The 19,860-nt window shown below is 36.8% G+C and carries 22 protein-coding genes, 1 tRNA gene and 1 riboswitch; of the genes, 4 read left to right on the top strand and 19 right to left on the bottom strand.

The genetic code is table 11. The features are described 5' to 3' along the window. Positions 1-313 precede the first annotated feature (313 nt). The 5 genes from LRP83_RS00850 to LRP83_RS00865 form a co-directional block, all read right to left on the bottom strand. Positions 314-1,270, bottom strand: coding sequence for an ATP-grasp domain-containing protein (locus LRP83_RS00850; RefSeq protein WP_230494768.1), 957 nt, complete (start codon positions 1,268-1,270; stop codon positions 314-316). Between the two features lie 153 nt (positions 1,271-1,423). Next, positions 1,424-1,555 carry a hypothetical protein gene (locus LRP83_RS23165; protein ID WP_290369466.1) on the bottom strand — a complete coding sequence of 44 codons (132 nt, stop codon included), beginning with the start codon at positions 1,553-1,555 and terminating at the stop codon, positions 1,424-1,426. 24 nt (positions 1,556-1,579) lie between these two features. Further along, positions 1,580-1,666, bottom strand: a tRNA-OTHER gene (locus LRP83_RS00855). Positions 1,667-1,901: 235 nt separating this feature from the next. After that, positions 1,902-2,396 carry a L,D-transpeptidase family protein gene (locus LRP83_RS00860; RefSeq protein ID WP_230494769.1) on the bottom strand — a complete coding sequence of 165 codons (495 nt, stop codon included), beginning with the start codon at positions 2,394-2,396 and terminating at the stop codon, positions 1,902-1,904. Between the two features lie 84 nt (positions 2,397-2,480). Then, a complete protein-coding gene (locus LRP83_RS00865; protein ID WP_230494770.1) occupies positions 2,481-2,633 on the bottom strand; it encodes a Fur-regulated basic protein FbpA in 153 nt (50 codons plus the stop codon). Between the two features lie 116 nt (positions 2,634-2,749). Then, a riboswitch (SAM riboswitch) is annotated at positions 2,750-2,856 on the bottom strand. A gap of 297 nt (positions 2,857-3,153) precedes the next feature. On the opposite strand from LRP83_RS00865, the gene LRP83_RS00870 reads away from it, so the two are divergent. Then, positions 3,154-4,221, top strand: a complete 1,068-nt coding sequence (locus tag LRP83_RS00870) for a multicopper oxidase domain-containing protein (protein ID WP_230494771.1) — start codon at positions 3,154-3,156, stop codon at positions 4,219-4,221. A gap of 40 nt (positions 4,222-4,261) precedes the next feature. On the opposite strand, the gene LRP83_RS00875 is transcribed toward LRP83_RS00870, so the two are convergent. After that, positions 4,262-4,606: a nuclear transport factor 2 family protein gene (locus LRP83_RS00875; protein ID WP_230494772.1), complete on the bottom strand. Its 345-nt coding sequence runs from the start codon at positions 4,604-4,606 to the stop codon at positions 4,262-4,264. A gap of 331 nt (positions 4,607-4,937) precedes the next feature. Between LRP83_RS00875 and LRP83_RS00880 the strand changes: the two genes are divergently transcribed. Beyond that, positions 4,938-6,158 carry an MFS transporter gene (locus tag LRP83_RS00880; RefSeq protein ID WP_230494773.1) on the top strand — a complete coding sequence of 407 codons (1,221 nt, stop codon included), beginning with the start codon at positions 4,938-4,940 and terminating at the stop codon, positions 6,156-6,158. 41 nt (positions 6,159-6,199) lie between these two features. Here the strand turns inward: LRP83_RS00880 and aspA are convergent, their stop codons facing one another. From aspA to LRP83_RS00920, 8 genes are all read right to left on the bottom strand, one after another. Then, the gene (gene aspA / locus LRP83_RS00885; protein ID WP_230494774.1) at positions 6,200-7,624 is read right to left on the bottom strand and encodes an aspartate ammonia-lyase; all 1,425 of its coding nucleotides are present in this window, start codon (positions 7,622-7,624) and stop codon (positions 6,200-6,202) included. 150 nt (positions 7,625-7,774) lie between these two features. Further along, positions 7,775-8,410 carry a precorrin-2 dehydrogenase/sirohydrochlorin ferrochelatase family protein gene (locus LRP83_RS00890; RefSeq protein WP_230494775.1) on the bottom strand — a complete coding sequence of 212 codons (636 nt, stop codon included), beginning with the start codon at positions 8,408-8,410 and terminating at the stop codon, positions 7,775-7,777. Then, on the bottom strand, positions 8,411-9,097 hold the full coding sequence (locus tag LRP83_RS00895; RefSeq protein WP_230494776.1) for a sirohydrochlorin chelatase: 687 nt from the start codon (positions 9,095-9,097) through the stop codon (positions 8,411-8,413). Positions 9,098-9,122: 25 nt separating this feature from the next. Next, positions 9,123-10,565 (bottom strand): uroporphyrinogen-III C-methyltransferase, encoded by a 1,443-nt coding sequence (gene cobA / locus LRP83_RS00900; RefSeq protein ID WP_230494777.1) that lies wholly within the window; start codon positions 10,563-10,565, stop codon positions 9,123-9,125. 94 nt (positions 10,566-10,659) lie between these two features. Beyond that, on the bottom strand, positions 10,660-10,980 hold the full coding sequence (locus LRP83_RS00905; RefSeq protein ID WP_230494778.1) for a nitrite reductase (NAD(P)H) small subunit: 321 nt from the start codon (positions 10,978-10,980) through the stop codon (positions 10,660-10,662). A 25-nt stretch (positions 10,981-11,005) separates the two neighbouring features. Next, positions 11,006-13,435 carry a nitrite reductase large subunit NirB gene (nirB, locus tag LRP83_RS00910; protein ID WP_230494779.1) on the bottom strand — a complete coding sequence of 810 codons (2,430 nt, stop codon included), beginning with the start codon at positions 13,433-13,435 and terminating at the stop codon, positions 11,006-11,008. Between the two features lie 183 nt (positions 13,436-13,618). Further along, positions 13,619-14,362: a BsuPI-related putative proteinase inhibitor gene (locus LRP83_RS00915; RefSeq protein WP_230494780.1), complete on the bottom strand. Its 744-nt coding sequence runs from the start codon at positions 14,360-14,362 to the stop codon at positions 13,619-13,621. Between the two features lie 152 nt (positions 14,363-14,514). After that, positions 14,515-15,444 carry a manganese-dependent inorganic pyrophosphatase gene (locus tag LRP83_RS00920; protein WP_230494781.1) on the bottom strand — a complete coding sequence of 310 codons (930 nt, stop codon included), beginning with the start codon at positions 15,442-15,444 and terminating at the stop codon, positions 14,515-14,517. A gap of 231 nt (positions 15,445-15,675) precedes the next feature. Between LRP83_RS00920 and LRP83_RS00925 the strand changes: the two genes are divergently transcribed. Next, positions 15,676-16,059, top strand: a complete 384-nt coding sequence (locus LRP83_RS00925; RefSeq protein WP_230494782.1) for a hypothetical protein — start codon at positions 15,676-15,678, stop codon at positions 16,057-16,059. Between the two features lie 41 nt (positions 16,060-16,100). Here LRP83_RS00925 and LRP83_RS00930 read toward each other — a convergent pair whose 3' ends face one another. Both LRP83_RS00930 and LRP83_RS00935 read right to left on the bottom strand, forming a co-directional pair. Beyond that, positions 16,101-16,505, bottom strand: a complete 405-nt coding sequence (locus tag LRP83_RS00930; protein ID WP_230494783.1) for a DUF1761 domain-containing protein — start codon at positions 16,503-16,505, stop codon at positions 16,101-16,103. Positions 16,506-16,538: 33 nt separating this feature from the next. Next, the gene (locus tag LRP83_RS00935; RefSeq protein ID WP_230494784.1) at positions 16,539-16,997 is read right to left on the bottom strand and encodes a DUF3052 domain-containing protein; all 459 of its coding nucleotides are present in this window, start codon (positions 16,995-16,997) and stop codon (positions 16,539-16,541) included. A gap of 244 nt (positions 16,998-17,241) precedes the next feature. On the opposite strand from LRP83_RS00935, the gene LRP83_RS00940 reads away from it, so the two are divergent. After that, positions 17,242-17,499 (top strand): zinc ribbon domain-containing protein, encoded by a 258-nt coding sequence (locus LRP83_RS00940; protein ID WP_230494785.1) that lies wholly within the window; start codon positions 17,242-17,244, stop codon positions 17,497-17,499. A gap of 130 nt (positions 17,500-17,629) precedes the next feature. On the opposite strand, the gene LRP83_RS00945 is transcribed toward LRP83_RS00940, so the two are convergent. The 3 genes from LRP83_RS00945 to LRP83_RS00955 all read right to left on the bottom strand — a co-directional run bounded on the left by LRP83_RS00945 (position 17,630) and on the right by LRP83_RS00955 (position 19,770). Beyond that, positions 17,630-18,046: a VOC family protein gene (locus LRP83_RS00945; protein ID WP_230494786.1), complete on the bottom strand. Its 417-nt coding sequence runs from the start codon at positions 18,044-18,046 to the stop codon at positions 17,630-17,632. Positions 18,047-18,202: 156 nt separating this feature from the next. Beyond that, positions 18,203-18,532 carry a VOC family protein gene (locus LRP83_RS00950; RefSeq protein ID WP_230494787.1) on the bottom strand — a complete coding sequence of 110 codons (330 nt, stop codon included), beginning with the start codon at positions 18,530-18,532 and terminating at the stop codon, positions 18,203-18,205. A gap of 530 nt (positions 18,533-19,062) precedes the next feature. Then, on the bottom strand, positions 19,063-19,770 hold the full coding sequence (locus LRP83_RS00955; protein WP_230494788.1) for a DNA alkylation repair protein: 708 nt from the start codon (positions 19,768-19,770) through the stop codon (positions 19,063-19,065). Positions 19,771-19,860 lie beyond the last annotated feature (90 nt).

Genomic DNA, 19,860 nt, shown 5'->3' on the forward strand with positions numbered 1-19,860 from the left:
GACATTTAGATAGTTCGGCTAAGTTGAAATGTCCGATAGAGCGCTTCTATCGGACAAATAAATGGTTCGGTTAAGGTGAAATGTCCGATAGAGCGCTTCTATCGGACAAATAAATGGTTCGGTTAAGGTGAAATGTCCGATAGAGCGCTTCTATCGGACAAATAAATGGTTCGGTTCAGGTGAAATGTCCGATAGAGCGCTTCTATCGGACAAATAAATGGTTCGGTTCAGTTGAAATGTCCGATAGAGCGCTTCTATCGGACAAATAGTCATATTAGTTATTGTTGAAAATACTTAATGGCTTATTTTTACTTTAAACATTTGTCGTTGAAAGAGTTTTCTCCTCTAGTGTTCTCTTCAAATATTTTGCTAACTCAAGCATTCCGTATTTTTCTACTTTTGCTTCAGCATCGAAATTGTAGTTCGTATTCGTATTGATGTCGTAGGTGAAAATGTCGCCTTCTGCATTTCTGATAAATTCGATTCCTGCAACCTGGATGTTATTTTCAGCTAAGACTTGCTCATATTTTGTTAAAATTTGTTCATCAAAGCCTTCGATGATTTGAAATTTCGGTTTATCTTCTACTTCTTCCCCAACGGGACAGAATAAATCGCCAATTTGACAAGCATCAGCAGGACATAGCTCAAATCCTTTTGAAGTATCTACCTTCACCGCATATACAAACTTTCCGCCAACAAATTCACAGCGAGTTATAAAGCTTTCTGGTGCTTGGATATAGTCTTGAATAAGTGTAATTCCGTCAACAGGTTCTTCAAAGGTTGGTCCTTCAACATAAGACTTTAATCCATCAACGGTATGAAATAATTGAACGCCAAGCCCTTTACCAGCACGGTTATGTTTGGTGATAAATGGTTGCCCACGGAATTTTTCAGCTGCTTGTAAAATATGTTGTTTTCCAACTGCTGCAGTTGTTTTAGGTGTTTTGATTCCATATTTATTTAATTCTAAATATTGTTGAACTTTACTCACCTCTAATTGCAGTGCTCGAGTTCCGTTAATTACCGTTCTTCCGTGTGCTTCAAGCCAAGCTAACACCTGTAACGTGAATTCGGGTGCATATCGATGATTTCTAGTATGAGAGGATGCACTCATTCGGTTATAAAAAATACCTTCTGGTGGCTCACTAGCTAAATCAACAGTACCTTCGTCTAAATGCCATTCTTCATATGGTACTCCCAACTCTTCTAATCTGCGTGTTAAATGGATCGTCCATTCACTATTCTCATGAATGACATAGACTTTACTCATAATGCTTTCCCCTTCCAATTACCTTACTAGTTTACTTGGTTGTATTTTTCATCACTTCCTACTCTTATTATAATACAAGTTTTCCAACCTGTTTAGTAAGTTTTTAGATAAAAAAAACGCTCTTCTAAAGAAGAGAGTTTGGATTAATTTATATTATTCATTTTCCTTTTCTTGCTTAACTAATTCCTCTTCCTCGGCAACAGTGATTCGTGTAATTTGATCCTGAAGCAGCGTAAAGGCTTGGTCTAATTCATCTCGTGTAGGAAAGGGGTGTTCTTCCTTCATTCTTGATCGCCTCCGAGTAAATATAGGACCAGGTGGGATTTGAACCCACAAAATGCACAACGAAGACCGTTTGTACTTCATTGGCTGCTCTACCCATTGAGCTACAAGTCCTAAACTTATTATGGATTAGATTCATAAAATTATTCACTTTTTTTATAGTGGCTGTTTTCGCAAATATTGTTGCTTTTCGAACGCATTCTTTTCACACACCAAATATGGATTTCGTGCTCTTTTCCTTGTTCAAAAGATTTCAAACTTAATAATTTCGTGAGTAAACCCGAAAAAATCCTATTGCCGATTTTTACTTTGTTATAAATAGCAACAAAGTTTACGAAAAGAGCCTTTATTATTGAATAACAACTCTTGTACCATTTGGTACCATGCTAGCAAGCTCTAAAACATCCTTATTATGCATCCTGATGCAGCCGTGGGAAACAGCTTTCCCAATGGAAGAAGGATTATTGGTGCCATGAATTCCATATCCTCTTCTAGAAAGTGAAAGCCATAATACACCAAATGGCCCACCTGGATTTGGTTCGCGATTTACAATGACGTACTCACCTAAAGGAGTATGCGTTAGCATTTTTCCAACAGCGATTGGAAAAGTTTTAACAACCCTTCCGTTATTCAATAAAGTAAGCTGACGTTGTCCGAGTGATACTCGAATCGAATATGGAATACTAGTTGGATCTTGAAGTCCTGGAATTTCGATTCTCTGACCAACGAATATCATGTTCGGATTGGTTATTGCTGGATTAGCAGATAACAATTTTTGAAAGTTTATCCTATAGTTCGCAGCAATCAATGCAAGCGACTCACCAGGCTTGACTGTATGGATCATCCATCTATCACACCTTTTTTTCATAAAATATGTAAAAAAAAATGGTGTGTGCCTATCCCTGATCGAATAACTTGGTCATTTACCTTAAAAGTTAGTTAACTTTTCATATTCCTCTTCTAATTCTCGAATGGTTAATTCAAATAAATGTGATTCACCTTTTTTAAATACTCCTAATAAGAGCAACTGCTGAATGAGTTGCTCCTTTTCGGTTTCATTACTACAGTATGGATCTGACACAATTACTCCTCCCATCTAAAAATGATTATTTGATAGGTTAGATGATTTACTATACAAAAAACCCCCTTCTTATTGATGATTTCCAAAAATAAGAAGGGGGTTAATATACTCCGCTCATCTCATCTTTCAAGCATGTTTCGCTTGATGGAATTGGCACAGTACTAGTAATAGCCTGTTGCCGAGGTCTCATAGGGCCAGGTCCCTCCACCTCTCTGGATAAGAAATATTCAATTAGTGTTTAATATAGGAAAAATTAGAATGAATGTCAATGGTATTAGAATATTTACTTTTTAAGAAAATAGGATTCCTTTTCTAATATAACATTAATACAGTACTAATAGTGACTATCTCTTGACGGAGTGATATTAGTCGCAGCAACTGTTAAACAGTTCACATATCGTTCAATTATGATTAATAAAAACGTGATTCCAATCACGATTAATTTACTTTTCAGAAGATAAAATTATCTCAAGAAATCAATTTTTTTAAAAAAACTAAAAGGGAAATGGGAGGAATAAAAATGATGTACAATCGAAAGTTTTTTAGAAATTCTATTATTACGACTATGGTTTTATTTATGACGGCATGTAGCGCAAATACAGCCTCAGAAACAAAGGAAGAAACAAAATTACCAAAGGTAGCTTCAGCCCCAGAGGTAACTAACATCATCGAACCACATAAGGGCCTAAATCAACCTCCAGTACCTCTTAAAATGGAACGTGTGGGTGAAAATGAAGTGAATGTAGAAATGACATCACAAATTACCGACATTGAAATTTCAAAAGGGAATATGTACAAGGCTTGGACTTTTAACGGGGAAGCACCAGGCCCAGTAGTGGTTGTAAAAGAAGGTGACAAGATTAACTTTACGTTAAAAAATATGGACCCTTCCATACCTCATAGCATGGACTTTCATGCCGTTCATGCTGCACCATCTAAAGATTTCATTGATGTAATGCCAAATGAAAGCGGTACCTTTACGTATCCTGCTAATAAACCTGGTGTTTTCATGTATCATTGTGGTACAAAGCCTGTATTATCTCATATCGCAAATGGAATGCACGGAACAATTATCGTAATGCCTAAAGATGGTTATCCGAACGATGGTGAAATTGACCGTGAATTCGTGATTGTTCAAAATGAATGGTATAAGTACAATGATTTAGATGATATGACAAATGGCGTACCTACTAATGTAGTCTTCTCAACGAAAGCTCTAAAGGAAGGTCAATTAAATACGAATGGAACGGCTAGTGGATTAGTAGACACTCCCCTTATTGCTAAGGTTGGCGACCGTGTACGGATTTATGTAAATAATGTTGGTCCAAATGAAGTTAGTAGCTTTCACGTTGTGGGAACGATATTTGACGATGTCTATATCGATGGAAATCCATTTAATCATATGAAAGGGTTACAGACTGTTATGTTACCTGCTAGTGGTGGTGCAGTTGTAGAATTTACCGTAACGAAAGAAGGCAATTATCCAATTGTTACTCACCAATTTAATCATGCTACAAAAGGAGCGGTTGCAATCCTAAAGGTTACAAAAGATGGGAAAGATGATGGCAGTGCTACTATGGGACATTAATAAAAACCCCTTATCCATTGGATAAGGGGTTTTTATCTGTTTATCTAATAAACCAAACCTTCACAATATGGGTATCATTTACTTCATAAATAGCAATAGCTTCACCAGTTGTACCATTTGCTTTTCCTGTTAAAAATTCTTGGTCCATCACATAGTTCCCCTTTACCATACGATTTGTAAGCTCCGCATGTAATAAGGGATTTTCATCAAATAATTTTTTATATCGTTCTGTAAAAGCAGCCTTACCTTCTAAAGTAATTTTGTTTGAAGGAAAATCCATAACGACGATATTATCATCATATTGATCAACGAACTCTACTAATTTCTTAGAGTTGTAGGCATCGAGCTGGAGCTGTGCAAGCTGTTCAGGTGACTTTTTTTCCATAACATATGTACCTCCTTCTAAAAATAATAAATCATCTTAAAATATTACGGCGCTGATTGCCCTTAAAAGTGACCAGCGGATTTTAAAGGTTGTATTTTTGATAAAGCCCATCATTCGAAAACGACCAATAGGTGTTTGAAGCATGAAGGGTTCCTCCTAAAAAAAGTAACTACTTTATGTACCTTGTTAATTCTGCCCGATTTTTTAATAGATTTCAACAGTTAAATAAATTTAACCTACTTAATCTTTTAAAAATTCCAAAACTTCGTATTGCGAAATAAATTGAAACTAATTACAATATACGTATTACACTCATGTTAAGGGAGAACCTATGAACCGCAAAATCTTTCTATATGTAAAAGCATTCTCTGATCTAGGAACCTTTATGGACTTAATTGCCATTAACGTTCTCATTTACGTCGCTACAGGCAGTGCAGCCTGGCTGGCAGCAACATTAGCATTTCGAACACTAGGCGGAGTACTGGCCAGTTTAATTTCTGGAGTTATTGCCGACCGTTTTGATCGACGGAAAATAATGATTTATTCGGATATATTTCGAGCACTCATTATTTTATGTTTAATTCCCTTTCCTAATCCGGTGATGATTATTATCGTTTGTTTTTTAATTGGTATGACTAGTAGTTTCTTTGCTGTAAGCTATAGCGCTGAAATCCCTCAGATTTTTGGGCAGGATAAAGTGCTACAAACCAATTCGTTAATTGCAAGATTGACTTCTATCAGTTTAGTAGGAGGCTTTATTGGAGCGGGAATCATCACTGATTTCCTTGGATACAAATTCACCTTGATTATTGATGGTGCTACCTACATCATTTCTGCGCTTGTTTTATTAAAAATGAAATGGCCAACCTCATCAGTTGAAAAGTCAGGTATGGCAACAGGTGTTATGCAAAAAATTATCTCAATCGGTTCTGATCTTAAAGAGGTATATTCCTTTATCAGACTTGCCCCGATGCTACTGCTAGTGAATCTCGTATTTTTAGTCGGAGCCTTTGCAGGGGCTTCACATAACTTAGGCATTCCACTGTTAGCAGAAAATATTGATCCCTCTAACCAAAGCTTCTATTACGGAATGATTTGGGGTGTTTGGGGAATTGGGTCCGTTTTATGTACGATGGTCTTGCCGAAGTTAAGCTGGTTACATGGAAATCGAATCTATTATGCTTGTTTTGCAGGGACCATTCTCATGTCTACTGGATTCATTATCTTTTTGTCTAGTAGTAATCTTTGGATTGTGTTCCCTTTCGCTTTTTTAACTGGGATCTTTGATGCTTGTTTTACCACTTTACATGCAACCATTCTTCAAAAGACAGACAATCATATAAGAGGCAGAATATTTGGAGTTGGAATGCTTTTAAAATCTTTAGGCTTCGCCCTTGGCTTTGTAGTGGCTCCGGTCTTATTAGAAAGTTTATCGTTGGCTAAAATGGTTTGGATTTTTCATGGGACTTTAATAACAACTACAATTCTGGTTCTATTGTATTTAATTGGTTTGAAGAAAAGAGTAGTTCAACCTGTAAATCATAGTGTTTAATACCAAAAAGCCCGGCAAAAGTTGCGCCGGGCTTTTTGATATTAGTCCTTATTTAATAATGCTTCTCCTGCAATTCCAGGGTGGGTCATTTCATATGGGTCTAAAATAATATCTAATTCCTTTTCTGTTAATACATCATAGGCTAAGCATAATTCGCGAACAGATTTACCTGTTAAAATCGCTTCTCGGGCAATTCTTGCAACAGGCTCATACCCTAAATGAGGATTGATCGCGGTAATAATACCTACGCTACGTTCAACATCTGCTTTTAATTTTTCCGCATTTGCTTCAATACCAACTAGGCAATAATCTGTAAATGCATTAAACGCATTATTCATGATACTTATGGATTGGATTAAGTTAAAGACAAGCACTGGTTCCATAACATTTAATTCAAGTTGTCCAGCCTCTGAAGCTAAACAAATCGTATGGTCGTTTCCGATTACTTGGAAAGCAACCTGATTAATAAGCTCAGGCATAACTGGATTCACCTTCCCAGGCATGATGGATGAGCCAGGCTGACGGGCAGGCAATGAAATCTCATTGAATCCTACACGTGGACCAGATGCCATTAAGCGTAAATCGTTAGCGATTTTTGACATATTCATCATACATACTTTAAGAGATGCTGAAACCTCTGTATAGGCATCTGTATTTTGTGTGGCATCTACCAAATGTTCTGCATTAACCAATGGGAAGCCAGTAATTTCCTTAAGGTGTTTAACAACATTAATTATATAATTTGGGTTCGCATTTAGCCCTGTTCCAACTGCGGTTGCCCCCATATTCACTTCATATAAATGCTCGCGGGTATTACTAATTCGCTTAATATCGCGTTCAAGTACACGGCGATATGCCTCGAATTCCTGTCCAAGACGGATAGGTACGGCATCCTGTAAATGAGTTCGCCCCATTTTAATGATTCCGTCAAACTCTTGCGCTTTTTGAGCGAACACATCATGCATTTTTTTCATGGTTTGTAGTAATGTCTCTAGTAAAGCTAGAGTTGAAATATGTATAGCTGTTGGGAAAGCATCATTCGTTGATTGCGCCATGTTCACGTGAGAATTCGGGCTTAAATGGAAATAATCTCCTTTATCCTTACCCAGTAATTCTAAGCCACGATTCGCAATGACTTCATTTGCATTCATATTAATGGACGTGCCTGCCCCGCCTTGGATTGGATCAACAATAAAATGGTCATGATGTTTACCTTCGATAATCTCATCAGCTGCTTGAACAATGACATTACCTAATTCATGATATAAACGACCTGATTCCATGTTAGCTAATGCAGCTGCCTTTTTGACGATCGCCATCGCCTTAATTAATTCTCCATGGATTCGGTAGCCGGTGATTGGGAAATTCTCAACCGCTCTAAGTGTTTGAATTCCATAGTAAGCGTTTACATCTACATCTTTTGTGCCGAGAAAATCTTTTTCCAAACGATATTGTGTATTTTCCATTATGTATCCCCCCGAAAGTAAGTTGGATGTTATATTAAAATCATTCCCTTACCCATCATAATAGATTTTCGTTATTAATCCAACCGGATTATGCTATTTTGTATGAATAAAAGGTGTAATTTGGACAATATGTTACGGAAATCTAGTTTTTTACTCTATTTGAGTTGACATAACATTATTATATAAAACTATAAAGTCTGCTTCTCTCTTGTTACTGTCTAAATATGTGTGATTCACAATTGCTGATAATAATTGTTTCTTTTTAACCTTGTCCGTTACATTAGCTAGGACAAATTTACGGCATGAGTCTAGAAATTCAAGATAGTCTTCATATCTTTGATCATACACTTCTTCTAATTGTCTGCTAATTTTTGAGGATAATGTCGGGCTTGCTCCAGAAGTAGATACAGAAAACGTCAACTTCCCCCTTTTCACAATGGAAGGTACGATAAAATTAGAAGCTGAAGGGTCATCTGCAATATTTGCTAGCTGGTAATTGTTTTTTAACTTACCAACAAGTTGGTTAGTCTCTCTATCATTGGTAGCGGCAATAATTAGAAAGGCATCAACTAAATCTTCACTTGTGAATCGTTTTTTCTTCCAAAAAATATTTTCATTTCCCTTTAACGTTTCGTGTAACGTTACAGTCAAATCTGGACTAATAATTTCGATAATTGCTCCTGTATCAAGGAGCTGTTTAACTTTTCTTTCAGCTATTGCTCCTCCACCTATTATGCTTACTTTTTTACCATAAAGATTAAGATGAATGGGATAAGGACTGTTCATTTATATCACCCTAGCTAATTGAACTCTTTTTAATAAAATCGAATATAGTTTTTGGTCAAAGCCGATTGGGTTGCAAAGTTGCCCATTTCCTACTTTTTCCTTAATTTGATTAATATAACCACCAGTAAATAGCAGATATGGAACGATAAACGTTTTTCTGTTCTTATATTTCAATACCTCTTGATAATAAGGTGCTGTAGTTATATACGCTAGTTCTATTTTTACGGGATTTACCTTTTCAAGCATTGAGACTATTTGCTGAAGTTGTTCTGCGGCGGCAGGCACACGACTACCGTGACCAATTATAATAATATCCTCCTCTACATGACCTTTAGCTATTAAACGATCTTGTATGATTTCAACCATTTGATTGTCAATGCCGATAGGTTCACCATAGCGAATGGAAACACTTGGATACAATTCTTTTACAATTAAAAGCTCATTTGGAATATCTCGATTGGCGTGAACCCCTGATAATAATAGTACAGGTATTACAGTCACTTTAGTGGCTCCTGCCTCAATCGCGTTTGAGATTGCTTGAAAAATCGAAGGTTCTGCTTTTTCTAAAAAACCGTAGCCTTTAATGGATACATCGATTTTTTCTAATAAGGATTGTATAAACTGAATAAACTCCTCATTTCCGATTGGTGTTCTACTACCATGGCCAATAAAGACTACAGCTTCCATAAGACCGCTACCTCCTTCAAGTAATTTAAGTATTCGTTAAAAAGTCTAATAATGAACTACGATTTGGTAATTCGGGCATTCCAACAGGATAAAGCCCTAATTGCTCGGCAGTTTGTAACGTTTGTTCACCCATACAGATGATTTTTGCACTCGTTGTAAGGTTTGCTGAAATTTTGCCGATTTCTTGTAAAAATGGAGTAATAGACTGTCCACTCGGAAAAATGATTGTGTCAATATTAGCTTCTTCAAATATTCGCTTATTAATTGGCAGAAATTGTTCATCGATTTGTTTTACGCTAGTTAAAAAAGTTTCAGATTTATCGATTTGGTAAACGGTATTTTGACTACTAGCATGATCACTAACTATAAGGAGATTTCCTACTTTGGGCATTTGGTTCACATGTGTGGCTATTAAACCCTTCTCGTTAAGCACCGCAATACTTTTTGTGGATGCTCCAAAAACCTCTGCCTTTATTGTTCGAACATCAATTTTCTGTTGGACTAAAATTTGGAAGAACTCATCTACACATTCTGGTGATGTAAAAAGAATATGGTTATAGCTTTTAAGTTTTTCTAGAATGGTAAAGTCAACAGGTATCGAGTTTTTTTTCCATTTCGGGTATTCGTATACATCGGCCCCTTGTTCAGATAATTCTTTTGCCAGTTTGCTTTCATTTGTTCCAGTCCTAGCCAATAGAATTTGCCTACCAAACAACGGTTTTTTCTCGAACCAATTGATTTTTTTACGAAGTGAAATAATGTCACCTACGAGCGTGATTGCTGGATTACTAAATTTTTCACTAAGTGCTTTATCAGCTATTGTTCCAAGAGTACCTTCAAGCGTTTTTTGTCTTCCGAATGTCCCCCACTGGATGATAATGACTGGAGTTTCTGCTAGTTTTCCATGTTTGATTAAGTTTTCGCAAATAAATGGTAAATTACCGATTCCCATATAAAAAGCTAACGTGTCAATACCAGTTGCAAGTCCCTTCCAATCCAACTGTGGTTGACCATCTGCTGACTTGTCATGGGCTGTTACGACTGCAAAGGATTCTCCGAATTTCCGGTGTGTAACTGGAATTCCAGCGTATAAAGGTGCAGCTATTCCAGAAGAAATTCCTGGTACGATATCAAACGAAATGTCATGCATGACGAGAGCTTCTGCTTCCTCCCCCACTCTTCCGAATACCCCAGGGTCGCCACCTTTAAGGCGGACAACTGTTTTTCCACCAAGCGCTTTTTCAACAAGAAGGTCATTAATATGTTCCTGTCGTAAAGTATGTCGATCGGGTAGCTTACCACAGTAAATGAATTCACAGGTTGACGGAGCGAACTGTAAAAGCTTTGGGTTTGCGAGTCTGTCATATAATATGACATCAGCTTTTTGGATGGCTTCTAGACCTTTGACTGTGATAAGTCCTACATCTCCTGGACCCGCTCCAACTAAAAATACTTTTCCCCTTTTCATATCCCCGTCATCCTTTCCAAGTTGTGTAACTGTGGTGTGTACATTCTTAATGTGGAGAGAGGACATTTAGCATCCTCTCTGTTTTGTTAGCTGATTAAATAATGATACTTACAGAATCTTCTTCTACTAAAATACGGTACGTTTTAACTGTCCCAAAATCAGGTTCTTGAACCTGTCCATCTTCTAAACTGATTTTCCAATCATAGCACGGACAATAGATGAAACTTCCACTTACAAGAGCCTCGACTAAGGTTCCCCCTTTTGGATGCGGACTTCGGTTTTCTACTGCTTTAATTTGACCATTGGAAAGTTTAAAAAGAGCAATTTCCTCTTCTCCCAATTGAAATAGCTGACCAATATTAACTGGAATTGATTGGTAGTTAGTTAGTTTAACTTTCTTTAAGGTTTGGATCATATATTGTCATCTCCTCTATGAAAAATTAGTTTAAAACTGTTACTTTATTTTTTTGATAATATTTCGCTAAAACGTCGTCATTTTCAATGGCTTGTTGCCATGGCTCTTGATAACGTTTTAATGTTTCATTCAGACGTATGTTTAACGCTTTTCTCAGGTCGCTATTTGCTAAAACTTCCTTCACATGATCAAGTCCTACTCGTTCAAGCCATTTGGATGTACGTTCTAGATAATTAGCTGTTTCACGGTAGTATTGTAAGTACGCTCCCGTAATGTCCATGACCTCTTGGTCCGTTTTAAACGTACCTAATAAGTCTGCTGGGCGAAGATCCATTCCGCCGTTACCACCAACATATATTTCCCATCCTCCATCTACTCCGACGAAGCCAATATCTTTAATACCTGACTCTGCACAGTTACGAGGACAAGCTGAAACCCCCATTTTTACTTTATGCGGTGTATCAATTCGTTCAAATTTCTTTTCTAGTTCGATACCTAAGCTCATTGAATCTTGTGTTCCAAAACGGCAGAATTTTGCACCGACACAGGTTTTTACCGTTCTAAGCGTTTTACCATAGGCGTACCCAGAAGGCATTCCTAGGTCTTCCCAAATTTGTGGGAGGTCTTCTTTTTTTAAGCCGAATAGTCCAATGCGCTGTCCTCCAGTAAGCTTAACAAGAGGAGCATTATATTTTTCAGCTACTTCAGCTATTTTTTTCAAATCCTCAGCGGTAGTAACTCCGCCATACATGCGTGGAACAACTGAATAAGTGCCATCCTTTTGGATATTGGCATGCATTTTTTCATTAACAAGTCGAGAATCTCGGTCATCTTTGTATTGTTCTTGATAAATCATACCAAGGTAGTAGTTCAAAGCAGGACGACATTTTGAGCAGCCTTCTGATTCCTTCCAACCAAGGACATTCATTACTTCACGAACATTGGTTAATCCTTTTTCTTCAATTTCAGCGACTACTTCATCACGACTTAACGTTGTGCATTTACAGATAGCTGTCTTTTTGGCAGTAGTATCATATTGGTCCCCTAGTGTGTATGCAAGAATATCGGAAATCAATGATTTACAACGACCGCATGAACGCCCAGCATTTGTACAGCCACCAACTTCATCCACGGTTTTCAGGTTCTTAGTACGAATCGCCTCAACAATCGTTCCTTTTGTAACCCCATTACAGCCACAAACTAAATCTTCATCTGCCATTATGGCGACATCGCTTGCTTCTGTACCACCACCGCAACAACCAGAAGATAATAAGGATACACTTGTCATTCCACTAATATCTTCTTTTTGAGATAGCATTTTGTACAATTTTGTGCTGTCCTTTGTATCTCCGTAAAGAACAATGCCGACAATCGTTTGGTTGCGGATGAGTATTTTTTTATAAACCCCATCAAATTCATTGTGGACCTTTATCGCTTTCGTTGATGGATCGTCAATTATTTCTCCTGCTGAGAATAGATCGACCCCTGATACTTTTAATTGTGTGCCTGTTATCGAGCCTTCATATGGCTTTGTTTGAACTCCTGTTAAATGGGCTGCTAGGACACGTCCTTGTTCGTAAAGTGGAGCAACTAAACCGTATGTGATTTCACGGTGTTCTGCACATTCACCAACGGCATACACATGAGGAACGCTAGTCTCCATATAGTCATCGACAACAATGGCTCTATTTACAAATATTTCACTATCTTTTGCTAATTGAATGTTAGGACGGATACCGACTGCCATGACAATTAAGTCAGCATTAACTTCTGAACCATCTTGGAAACGAATTCCAGTGACACGCTCTTCACCTAAGATTTTTGCTGTTTGTTTTTCTAGTAAAAAATTCATGCCTTCAGTTTCAAGTTGATTTTTCAACATTTTAGAAGCTTCTGCATCAAGCTGTCTTTCCATTAAATATGGCATAAGGTGAACAACATCTACCTCCATCCCAAGGTTTAATAGTCCCTTTGCAGCTTCAAGACCAAGCAATCCACCACCTATAACTACGGCTTTTTTATATTGTTTGGCTGATTTGATCATCATTTCACAATCGTGGATATCTCGAAAACCAATGACACCGTGTGTATCAGCTCCTGGTACTGGAAGGATAAATGAACTAGACCCTGTTGCGATAATTAATTCATCATAGTCTACAACTCTTCCATGTTCAGAAATGACTTGTTTATTGGGAACATCAATGCTTTTTATAGCTTCATTCGTATATAAAGCGATGTTATTTTCGTTATACCAATTCCAATCATTCATGATAATATCCTGAAGACTTTTTTCCCCTTGTAAAACATATGATAATTGAATACGATTATAGTTTGGATGAGGCTCGTTACCAAAAATCGTTATGTCGTATTGATTTGGAGCTAATTTGATAATTTCTTCTATTGTTCGAACCCCAGCCATGCCATTTCCGATCATTACTAGTTTTTTCTTTTCCATAAGTAGAGCCTCCTAAGAAGTGCAGGTATGTTAGTAGTTATTAATATTATTTCTATATTTACATTGTAATAAGGTATAAGGAAAAAGATTGTGATGAACTTCACATATCGTGTTTGTTTGTTCATTGTTTCACAAATATGTCATAAAAAGAGCTGCACCATGTGGTACAGCTTGGATTAAATTCTATTCTGTTATGACTTCTTCAATTATCTTTTGTCCATCACTTGTAATCCCATAATGAATGGTAATTTTAGCGTCCTTTTCAAGGGTATTAAAATCAGGTTTTACTGCATTAGATAGACGGTAATGTTCGTACACACCGTTTTCGTTAATGACTTCTATGGAATTTTGATCCATTAATCCTACATAAGTGACGACCGCACCAGCTAATTTTCCAGCTTCCTCTTCTAGTCCTTCACCTTCCCCGCCCCAATTGAATTCTGATTTGGCTTTTAAGTCTTCTCTATCTGTTGCAGTTGACCAAACTTCAAATTGATAGGTTCCCGGTGGTAGTTTCTTTAAGTCTTCAGATAAATCAATTTCAAATTGCACAATTTCCCCTTGCTTTACGATTTGTTCGGATATAGCTTGCATAAATAATTTATCCATTGAATAGGTGTAGGCTACATTTCCCTTGCTGTCGATTAATTTGTAATCATATTGTTGGCTACTAGAATATTTTAGGACATCTTCTACTTCTTTATCATTTTTTATCGTGAAAATATATGTTAATTTTCCCTCTTTCATAACCTTTTCAAGACTAGGAGTTAATTGTCCTGCGACAATTCCAGTTGGTGCCTCGCCATTTGAACCAGTTACAACCTTCTTTGGTTCTGATGTGCCATTTTCTGTCGTTCCGCATGCTGCTAATGAAGTTATGATAAATAAAGTGGTTAATACACTTCCAATACCTTTTTTGAAATTCATTTGTAAACACCTCTTGTTTTTTTATTGCCGGCACTTAAGAAGACGATAATCGGTGGAAAAAGTTACTAGGCTGAAGAAAAATTTATCCTTCAAATGAAAAATGCTCGGATATCCAACTGGATCCAAGCATTTTAATGAAATTCAAATTGATTTTACGAAGTAAAAGCTTCTGTTAAAGGAGGAACAATTTGTTTTTTACGTGATACTACGCCCTCTAGAAGCGCAGTATTGTTGTCTAATGTTACGTTAAAGGCTTGTTCCACTTTATTGCTTTCTTTTCCGATCGCTAATGCTACTGAATCATTTTTTAAAATATCTGTCACTACCAAAAGGAATAAATCTAGTTCTTTTTCAATGACTACTTTTTCTAGAGCCGATTCTATTTCTTTTTGACGAGCTAGAATATCGTTGGTGTCAACAGCATTTACTTGAGCCACTTCCACCTTCGCGTTCCCCATCGGGAATACTTTAGAATCAATCGAAATTAATTGTTCCACTGTTTTATCGCTTAGGTCTGCACCGGCTTTTAACATTTCTAACCCATATTCATTAATGTCAACGCCAGCAATGGAAGCTAATTCGTGTGCTGCATCGACATCCTGTTGCGTGCAAGTAGGTGATTTTAATAGGAGTGTATCCGAAATAATCGCTGAAAGCATTAAACCAGCGATCTCTTTTTCGATACTTATACCATTCTCTTTGTACATTTTATTAAGAATCGTCGCTGTACAGCCTACTGGTTCAACGCGGAAATATAAAGGGTCTTTTGTTTCAAAATTAGCAACACGGTGATGGTCGATTACTTCTTTAACTTGAACATCTGTAATGTCGTCAGCGCTTTGTTGGAATTCATTATGGTCAACAAGAATGACCTCTTTCGTTTCAGCTGCTACTTTTTCTACTAAGCGTGGAGCTTCTACTTTAAAGTAATCGAGTACAAACTGAGTTTCTCCACTAATGGTTCCAAGTCGGATTGGTTCAGTTTGAAAACCTAATTTATTTTTTAAATCTGAATACGTGATTGCGGAACAGATGGTATCGGTGTCTGGGTTTTTATGCCCGAATATAAGTACTTTTGCCATTTTGATGACTCTCCTCGTAAAAATTAATTTAATCCAAATCTTATCTTAACTTATTTTCTTTTAAAAGGTAAATAATGATAAGGAGATTTTTTTATTTTGCGTACTAAATAATCATTTAAAGGTACACTTTTGGTGAATTACATTTTCCTTGCACTACTAATCTATGAATAAATTCTCTTCAGTCACCATATGATGAAATATCTATTAATGGGATGGGAGAAGTGTAAATCGATGAGGAACGAGATTACCAAAGAGATGTTGTGTGAGTTTGAGGATTTGAATGAGTTGAAGAAAGATGTAGAGAAAAGATTAGATGCGTTGAAAAAGACTTTTCACCTATATTTTGATGAAAATGTTGGGGTTAATGAAAAAGGTGAACTGACAATTGATGGATATAAGCTGCAACGCGCCATACGTAAGGTCGAAAAGTTTGATATCGATAAAACGGTAGACCGTCTTGAGAGCTTAAATATGGTGGACTTGATTCAAGTCATAAAGAAGCCTGATGAGGAAAAAGTAAAGGCTGCGCTAAACCTTGGATTTCTAAAGGATGAGGATCTTGAAGGCTGTATCGCTGTTCATTCTTCAGGGGCTATTTATGTAAAACCACAATAAAGAGATAGGATTTTTCCTATCTCTTTTTGTCTATAAAACTATTACATTGCCCCGATAATGATTCCAGTTAATAAGTAAGTGACTAAATGATAACCAATCGTGATTATAAACAGTTTTAGCGATCTACTTTCAAATAAAAAATTCATCCCAATTTTAACGGAGATACTAATACCAATAAGTAAGCCGACGGTAATTCCAGTCGCAATCGTCTTTTCCCCAACCATAGAGACTAGTATTGCTAATATAAAAGCTCCAAATAAAGCGGTTAAAGCTGTTAATACATATGTATAGGGACTTCCACCAGACATTTCTTCCCGTTTCAATCCCATTTCCTTTACCCAAGCATTACTGAACAAGACTGGCGAATACCATAAGAATCCTAATCCCATTGTGACAACTGTTGCTATTAAAACGGCTAAGTAGTTAATTTCTGTGAAATCGATCAACTTTTTATTTCTCCTTTTAATTTCCCAATATGGTTATTTCTCTGTTCGTTGTTTGCCTAGTTCTGTAACGGCAAAACCTCGGGTCATCTTTTTGATTTTTTCAGGCTTTCGGAACCGGAGAGCCGACCAGTCATCATCAATCGCAACCTGGCGGACAGGTTCATAGCCTTCTGCGGCAAGCATTCCTGCGACACTCTCACGGCTACAATCTGATCCTTTATATTGCTTTGAGGACTTTTTTGGATAACAGAGCCAAAACAAACCATCTTCGCTTACATGATGAATGGCTTTACGGGCAAGTGTTTGAAGCTCTTCATTGGTCGCACCAAAAACTTGGACAAAATCGTAACTTTCGTTTGATGCTTTTTTATGAACATCACCTTGAAAGGCAGCAATTACTTCTTCATAGGCTTTAGGCGCATTTACAATCAGAACAGGTTGGCCATGTTCTTTGAAATTCAATTTTTTAATGACAGGGTGTGTTTCCAACATGCGTTTTTCGATCCTTTCTCTAGTTAATAGGCTTGTTTACTTTTAACATAATAACAATACAGGATATTATTGACTAAAAAAAGAGTTTTTATAATTTTTGGAATATATTTTAGTGATAACAACATTTAAGCAATAACTGAGCGACAAAAATAGTGAAGAAAACACATTTTAAATGATTTGGTTATTTAAATTCTTTAATGGTATTATTTTATTGAAGATTTTGAATTTTTAAGGAGGTGATACATTGACCACCTACAAAAACTGTCAAAGTTGTGGGATGCCTTTATCACGGGATGAAAAAGGTGGCGGAACTGAAAAGAATGGGACGAAAAGTCTGAAGTATTGTAGTCATTGTTATACAGAAGGTCAATTTACTCTTCCGAATATAACGGCGGATGAAATGAAGTGTCGTGTTAAAGGCAAACTAAGTGAAGTGGGTGTTCCGAAGTTCTTACTTGGAGTTTTCACTAGGAATATTCATAAACTTGAACGTTGGAAATAGTGAATAAAAGACTACATAAATTTATTTTGCTGGGAACCTGGGCATCCATTTCCAAACTTTAAAGCTTTTAAATAATAAAAAAAAATGGCTTGTCCCTTTCAAAGGTGCCAAGCCATTTTTTCTGTTCATGTTAGTCTATACTGGTGTCCATTGCTCTTGTAAAGTTTAGATCCCATTGTAGGCCGTTTTTATCTACTATTACCGCATGTTTTGCCCCCCAAAAAGTATCTTGTAATGCCATCATTATTGTTCCTTCTGTAGATAGTGCATCATAAATTCTGTCAATTTCCTCTTCAGTATCCATATCTAATACATTACTTACATTCGTTCCTAATGTATGTTGAGGTCGGAATACATCATTGAAATAAAAAATGCACTCTTCATTCACATGTAATTCAGCATGGATAAGTTTCTCCTCTTGCCCTTTAAACATCTCCATACCTTCACCAGTTTGGGTATTCTTAATTTCGCCACCGAAAATTCCTTTGTAATATTCTAATGCTTCCTGGCAATTAGGAATCGAAAAGTGTGGAATGATTTTTTTCATTCATGTCTTCCTCCAATTAGTTTTTCTATGTATATCTTGTAAATAGTTTCGGAATCATTTTACCCATTTTATATAGAATGATTACCTATATTTACTTTATCGAACGTTTGTTCCTTTTTGGATATATTCTTCAAATCAGAGTTATTCTTTCTCTTGTCACTTACTTTCCCATACATTAAAAATCATTCCAAATGGATCCTTTACGTAACAATCCTGACCTTTTCCACGCCACCGAATCACTTCACAACCATTTTCAAGGAGATGATGTTTGGCGGCTTCTAAATCTTCCACAATCACTTCCATGACGGGACCAAGATTTTCATCTCCTGGGATTAAAAAAATGTTATTAGAATCAGTCCTAAACTCAATTTCTTTAACAAAACTTTCTTCAGGCTGTTTAAATCCAAGAACCTTTTCATAAAATAATTTCGCCTTTTCGACATCTTTAACCTGGAAACCGATATTATTCGAAGCAGTGTATTTCATTTGCTTCCTCCTACTGTTATTTAGATTAATCGTAGTCCTTCCACTTCACTAAAAACCTGAATATTTTCAGCTAATGAGCCGTCCTGTTGGACACATCTACCTCCCACTGACCGCGTTTTGTCCGATAAAGCCCTTCTATTGGACACATCTACCTTCCACTGACCGCCTTTTATCCGATAGAGCCCTTCTATTGGACATTTCTACCAATAACCATCCACGTTTTGTCCGATAGAGCTCTTCTATTGGACACTTCCATGACTAACTACCCTCGTTTTGTCCGATAAAACCCTTCTATTGGACACATCCACTATTATTCCAATTAAAACATTACCATCAGGCATAAAATTAAAAAAGGATAATCAATGGACAAGTATTTCCCCTCTCTAATATAAAAAGCCCAATATAGTCAAATTGGACTTTAATTCATTTAAATCAATTAAGCGACAGATTGCTGATAGCCCCTATACCATATTTGTCAGTAATCTACGAATCATGTGAGTATCGTTAGTATAGCTACAATAAAAACTATCCTAACACCTTACATATTTGCGTTTGAAACCAAGTCTTCCTCTATCTAATTCTTTTTGAATATTTTCAGAAGCGAGCAGGATACTGCTTTTTTTCTTTTCACGCTTCATTTCGACGGGTCCAACTGCCTTTGCAGTTTCAAATGCTTTTTCATGGAGAGGTAAATAGGAAATTCCGACTGTGTATATAAAATTATTCATTGCGGATTTTGTACGCTCTGGAGAATGGTGAATCGTATTTGCCACTTGATCAAGCATGTTAGAGAGCTTGCTTGCACTAAATTCACTGTCTTTGCGGCTTCCCAAAAGCCAACAGTAACAGCTCCACCCTGCAGACATTTTAAGCTCTTCACCGCTTGCAATCCATTTATCTGCAACAGCTTGCGCAATATCAGTTTCTGCCAAAGTAACGGCAACCACATAATCGGAAAGCATATAAAAATACGCCCCATCCATCCAACGCTCAAAATCTTCCTCAGTCATTGCCATCGGGTCAGCAATAACGCCAGCAAAATACATAGCATCGTAGTTCCCTGTGGCATAAAGCTCATCTGCCAAAGGTTGATTCTTCTTGATTATCTTAGAAAATGGCTTCATTGCGCCTGTAGCCACACCAAATAGTGGCTCATGTGCACCATTACTTATGTACATCTTCTTCATTCGTTCCTTGCCAAGCGCTTCTAGTTCCTGCATAACCGTTTCGAGATCCATCTTATATTCATCCTTCCTTATAATCTCCTACCTCATTGTTACCATATTAAAAAAAAATTGTAAACGAAAAAACAGGCAAGTTAATACCTG

The sequence above is a fragment of the Pseudoneobacillus rhizosphaerae genome (assembly GCF_917563885.1).
GTDB lineage: Bacteria > Bacillota > Bacilli > Bacillales > Cytobacillaceae > Pseudoneobacillus > Pseudoneobacillus rhizosphaerae.

What these genes read in the sequence shown, in the direction of transcription:
- LRP83_RS00850 (WP_230494768.1), bottom strand. Translation starts at nt 1,270, where the DNA reads ATGAGTAAAGTCTATGTCATTCATGAGAATAGTGAATGGACGATCCAT.
- LRP83_RS23165 (WP_290369466.1), bottom strand. Translation starts at nt 1,555, where the DNA reads ATGAAGGAAGAACACCCCTTTCCTACACGAGATGAATTAGACCAAGCC.
- LRP83_RS00860 (WP_230494769.1), bottom strand. Translation starts at nt 2,396, where the DNA reads ATGATCCATACAGTCAAGCCTGGTGAGTCGCTTGCATTGATTGCTGCG.
- LRP83_RS00870 (WP_230494771.1), top strand. Translation starts at nt 3,154, where the DNA reads ATGATGTACAATCGAAAGTTTTTTAGAAATTCTATTATTACGACTATG.
- LRP83_RS00875 (WP_230494772.1), bottom strand. Translation starts at nt 4,606, where the DNA reads ATGGAAAAAAAGTCACCTGAACAGCTTGCACAGCTCCAGCTCGATGCC.
- LRP83_RS00880 (WP_230494773.1), top strand. Translation starts at nt 4,938, where the DNA reads ATGAACCGCAAAATCTTTCTATATGTAAAAGCATTCTCTGATCTAGGA.
- aspA (WP_230494774.1), bottom strand. Translation starts at nt 7,624, where the DNA reads ATGGAAAATACACAATATCGTTTGGAAAAAGATTTTCTCGGCACAAAA.
- LRP83_RS00890 (WP_230494775.1), bottom strand. Translation starts at nt 8,410, where the DNA reads ATGAACAGTCCTTATCCCATTCATCTTAATCTTTATGGTAAAAAAGTA.
- LRP83_RS00895 (WP_230494776.1), bottom strand. Translation starts at nt 9,097, where the DNA reads ATGGAAGCTGTAGTCTTTATTGGCCATGGTAGTAGAACACCAATCGGA.
- cobA (WP_230494777.1), bottom strand. Translation starts at nt 10,565, where the DNA reads ATGAAAAGGGGAAAAGTATTTTTAGTTGGAGCGGGTCCAGGAGATGTA.
- LRP83_RS00905 (WP_230494778.1), bottom strand. Translation starts at nt 10,980, where the DNA reads ATGATCCAAACCTTAAAGAAAGTTAAACTAACTAACTACCAATCAATT.
- nirB (WP_230494779.1), bottom strand. Translation starts at nt 13,435, where the DNA reads ATGGAAAAGAAAAAACTAGTAATGATCGGAAATGGCATGGCTGGGGTT.
- LRP83_RS00915 (WP_230494780.1), bottom strand. Translation starts at nt 14,362, where the DNA reads ATGAATTTCAAAAAAGGTATTGGAAGTGTATTAACCACTTTATTTATC.
- LRP83_RS00920 (WP_230494781.1), bottom strand. Translation starts at nt 15,444, where the DNA reads ATGGCAAAAGTACTTATATTCGGGCATAAAAACCCAGACACCGATACC.
- LRP83_RS00925 (WP_230494782.1), top strand. Translation starts at nt 15,676, where the DNA reads ATGAGGAACGAGATTACCAAAGAGATGTTGTGTGAGTTTGAGGATTTG.
- LRP83_RS00935 (WP_230494784.1), bottom strand. Translation starts at nt 16,997, where the DNA reads ATGTTGGAAACACACCCTGTCATTAAAAAATTGAATTTCAAAGAACAT.
- LRP83_RS00945 (WP_230494786.1), bottom strand. Translation starts at nt 18,046, where the DNA reads ATGAAAAAAATCATTCCACACTTTTCGATTCCTAATTGCCAGGAAGCA.
- LRP83_RS00950 (WP_230494787.1), bottom strand. Translation starts at nt 18,532, where the DNA reads ATGAAATACACTGCTTCGAATAATATCGGTTTCCAGGTTAAAGATGTC.
- LRP83_RS00955 (WP_230494788.1), bottom strand. Translation starts at nt 19,770, where the DNA reads ATGGATCTCGAAACGGTTATGCAGGAACTAGAAGCGCTTGGCAAGGAA.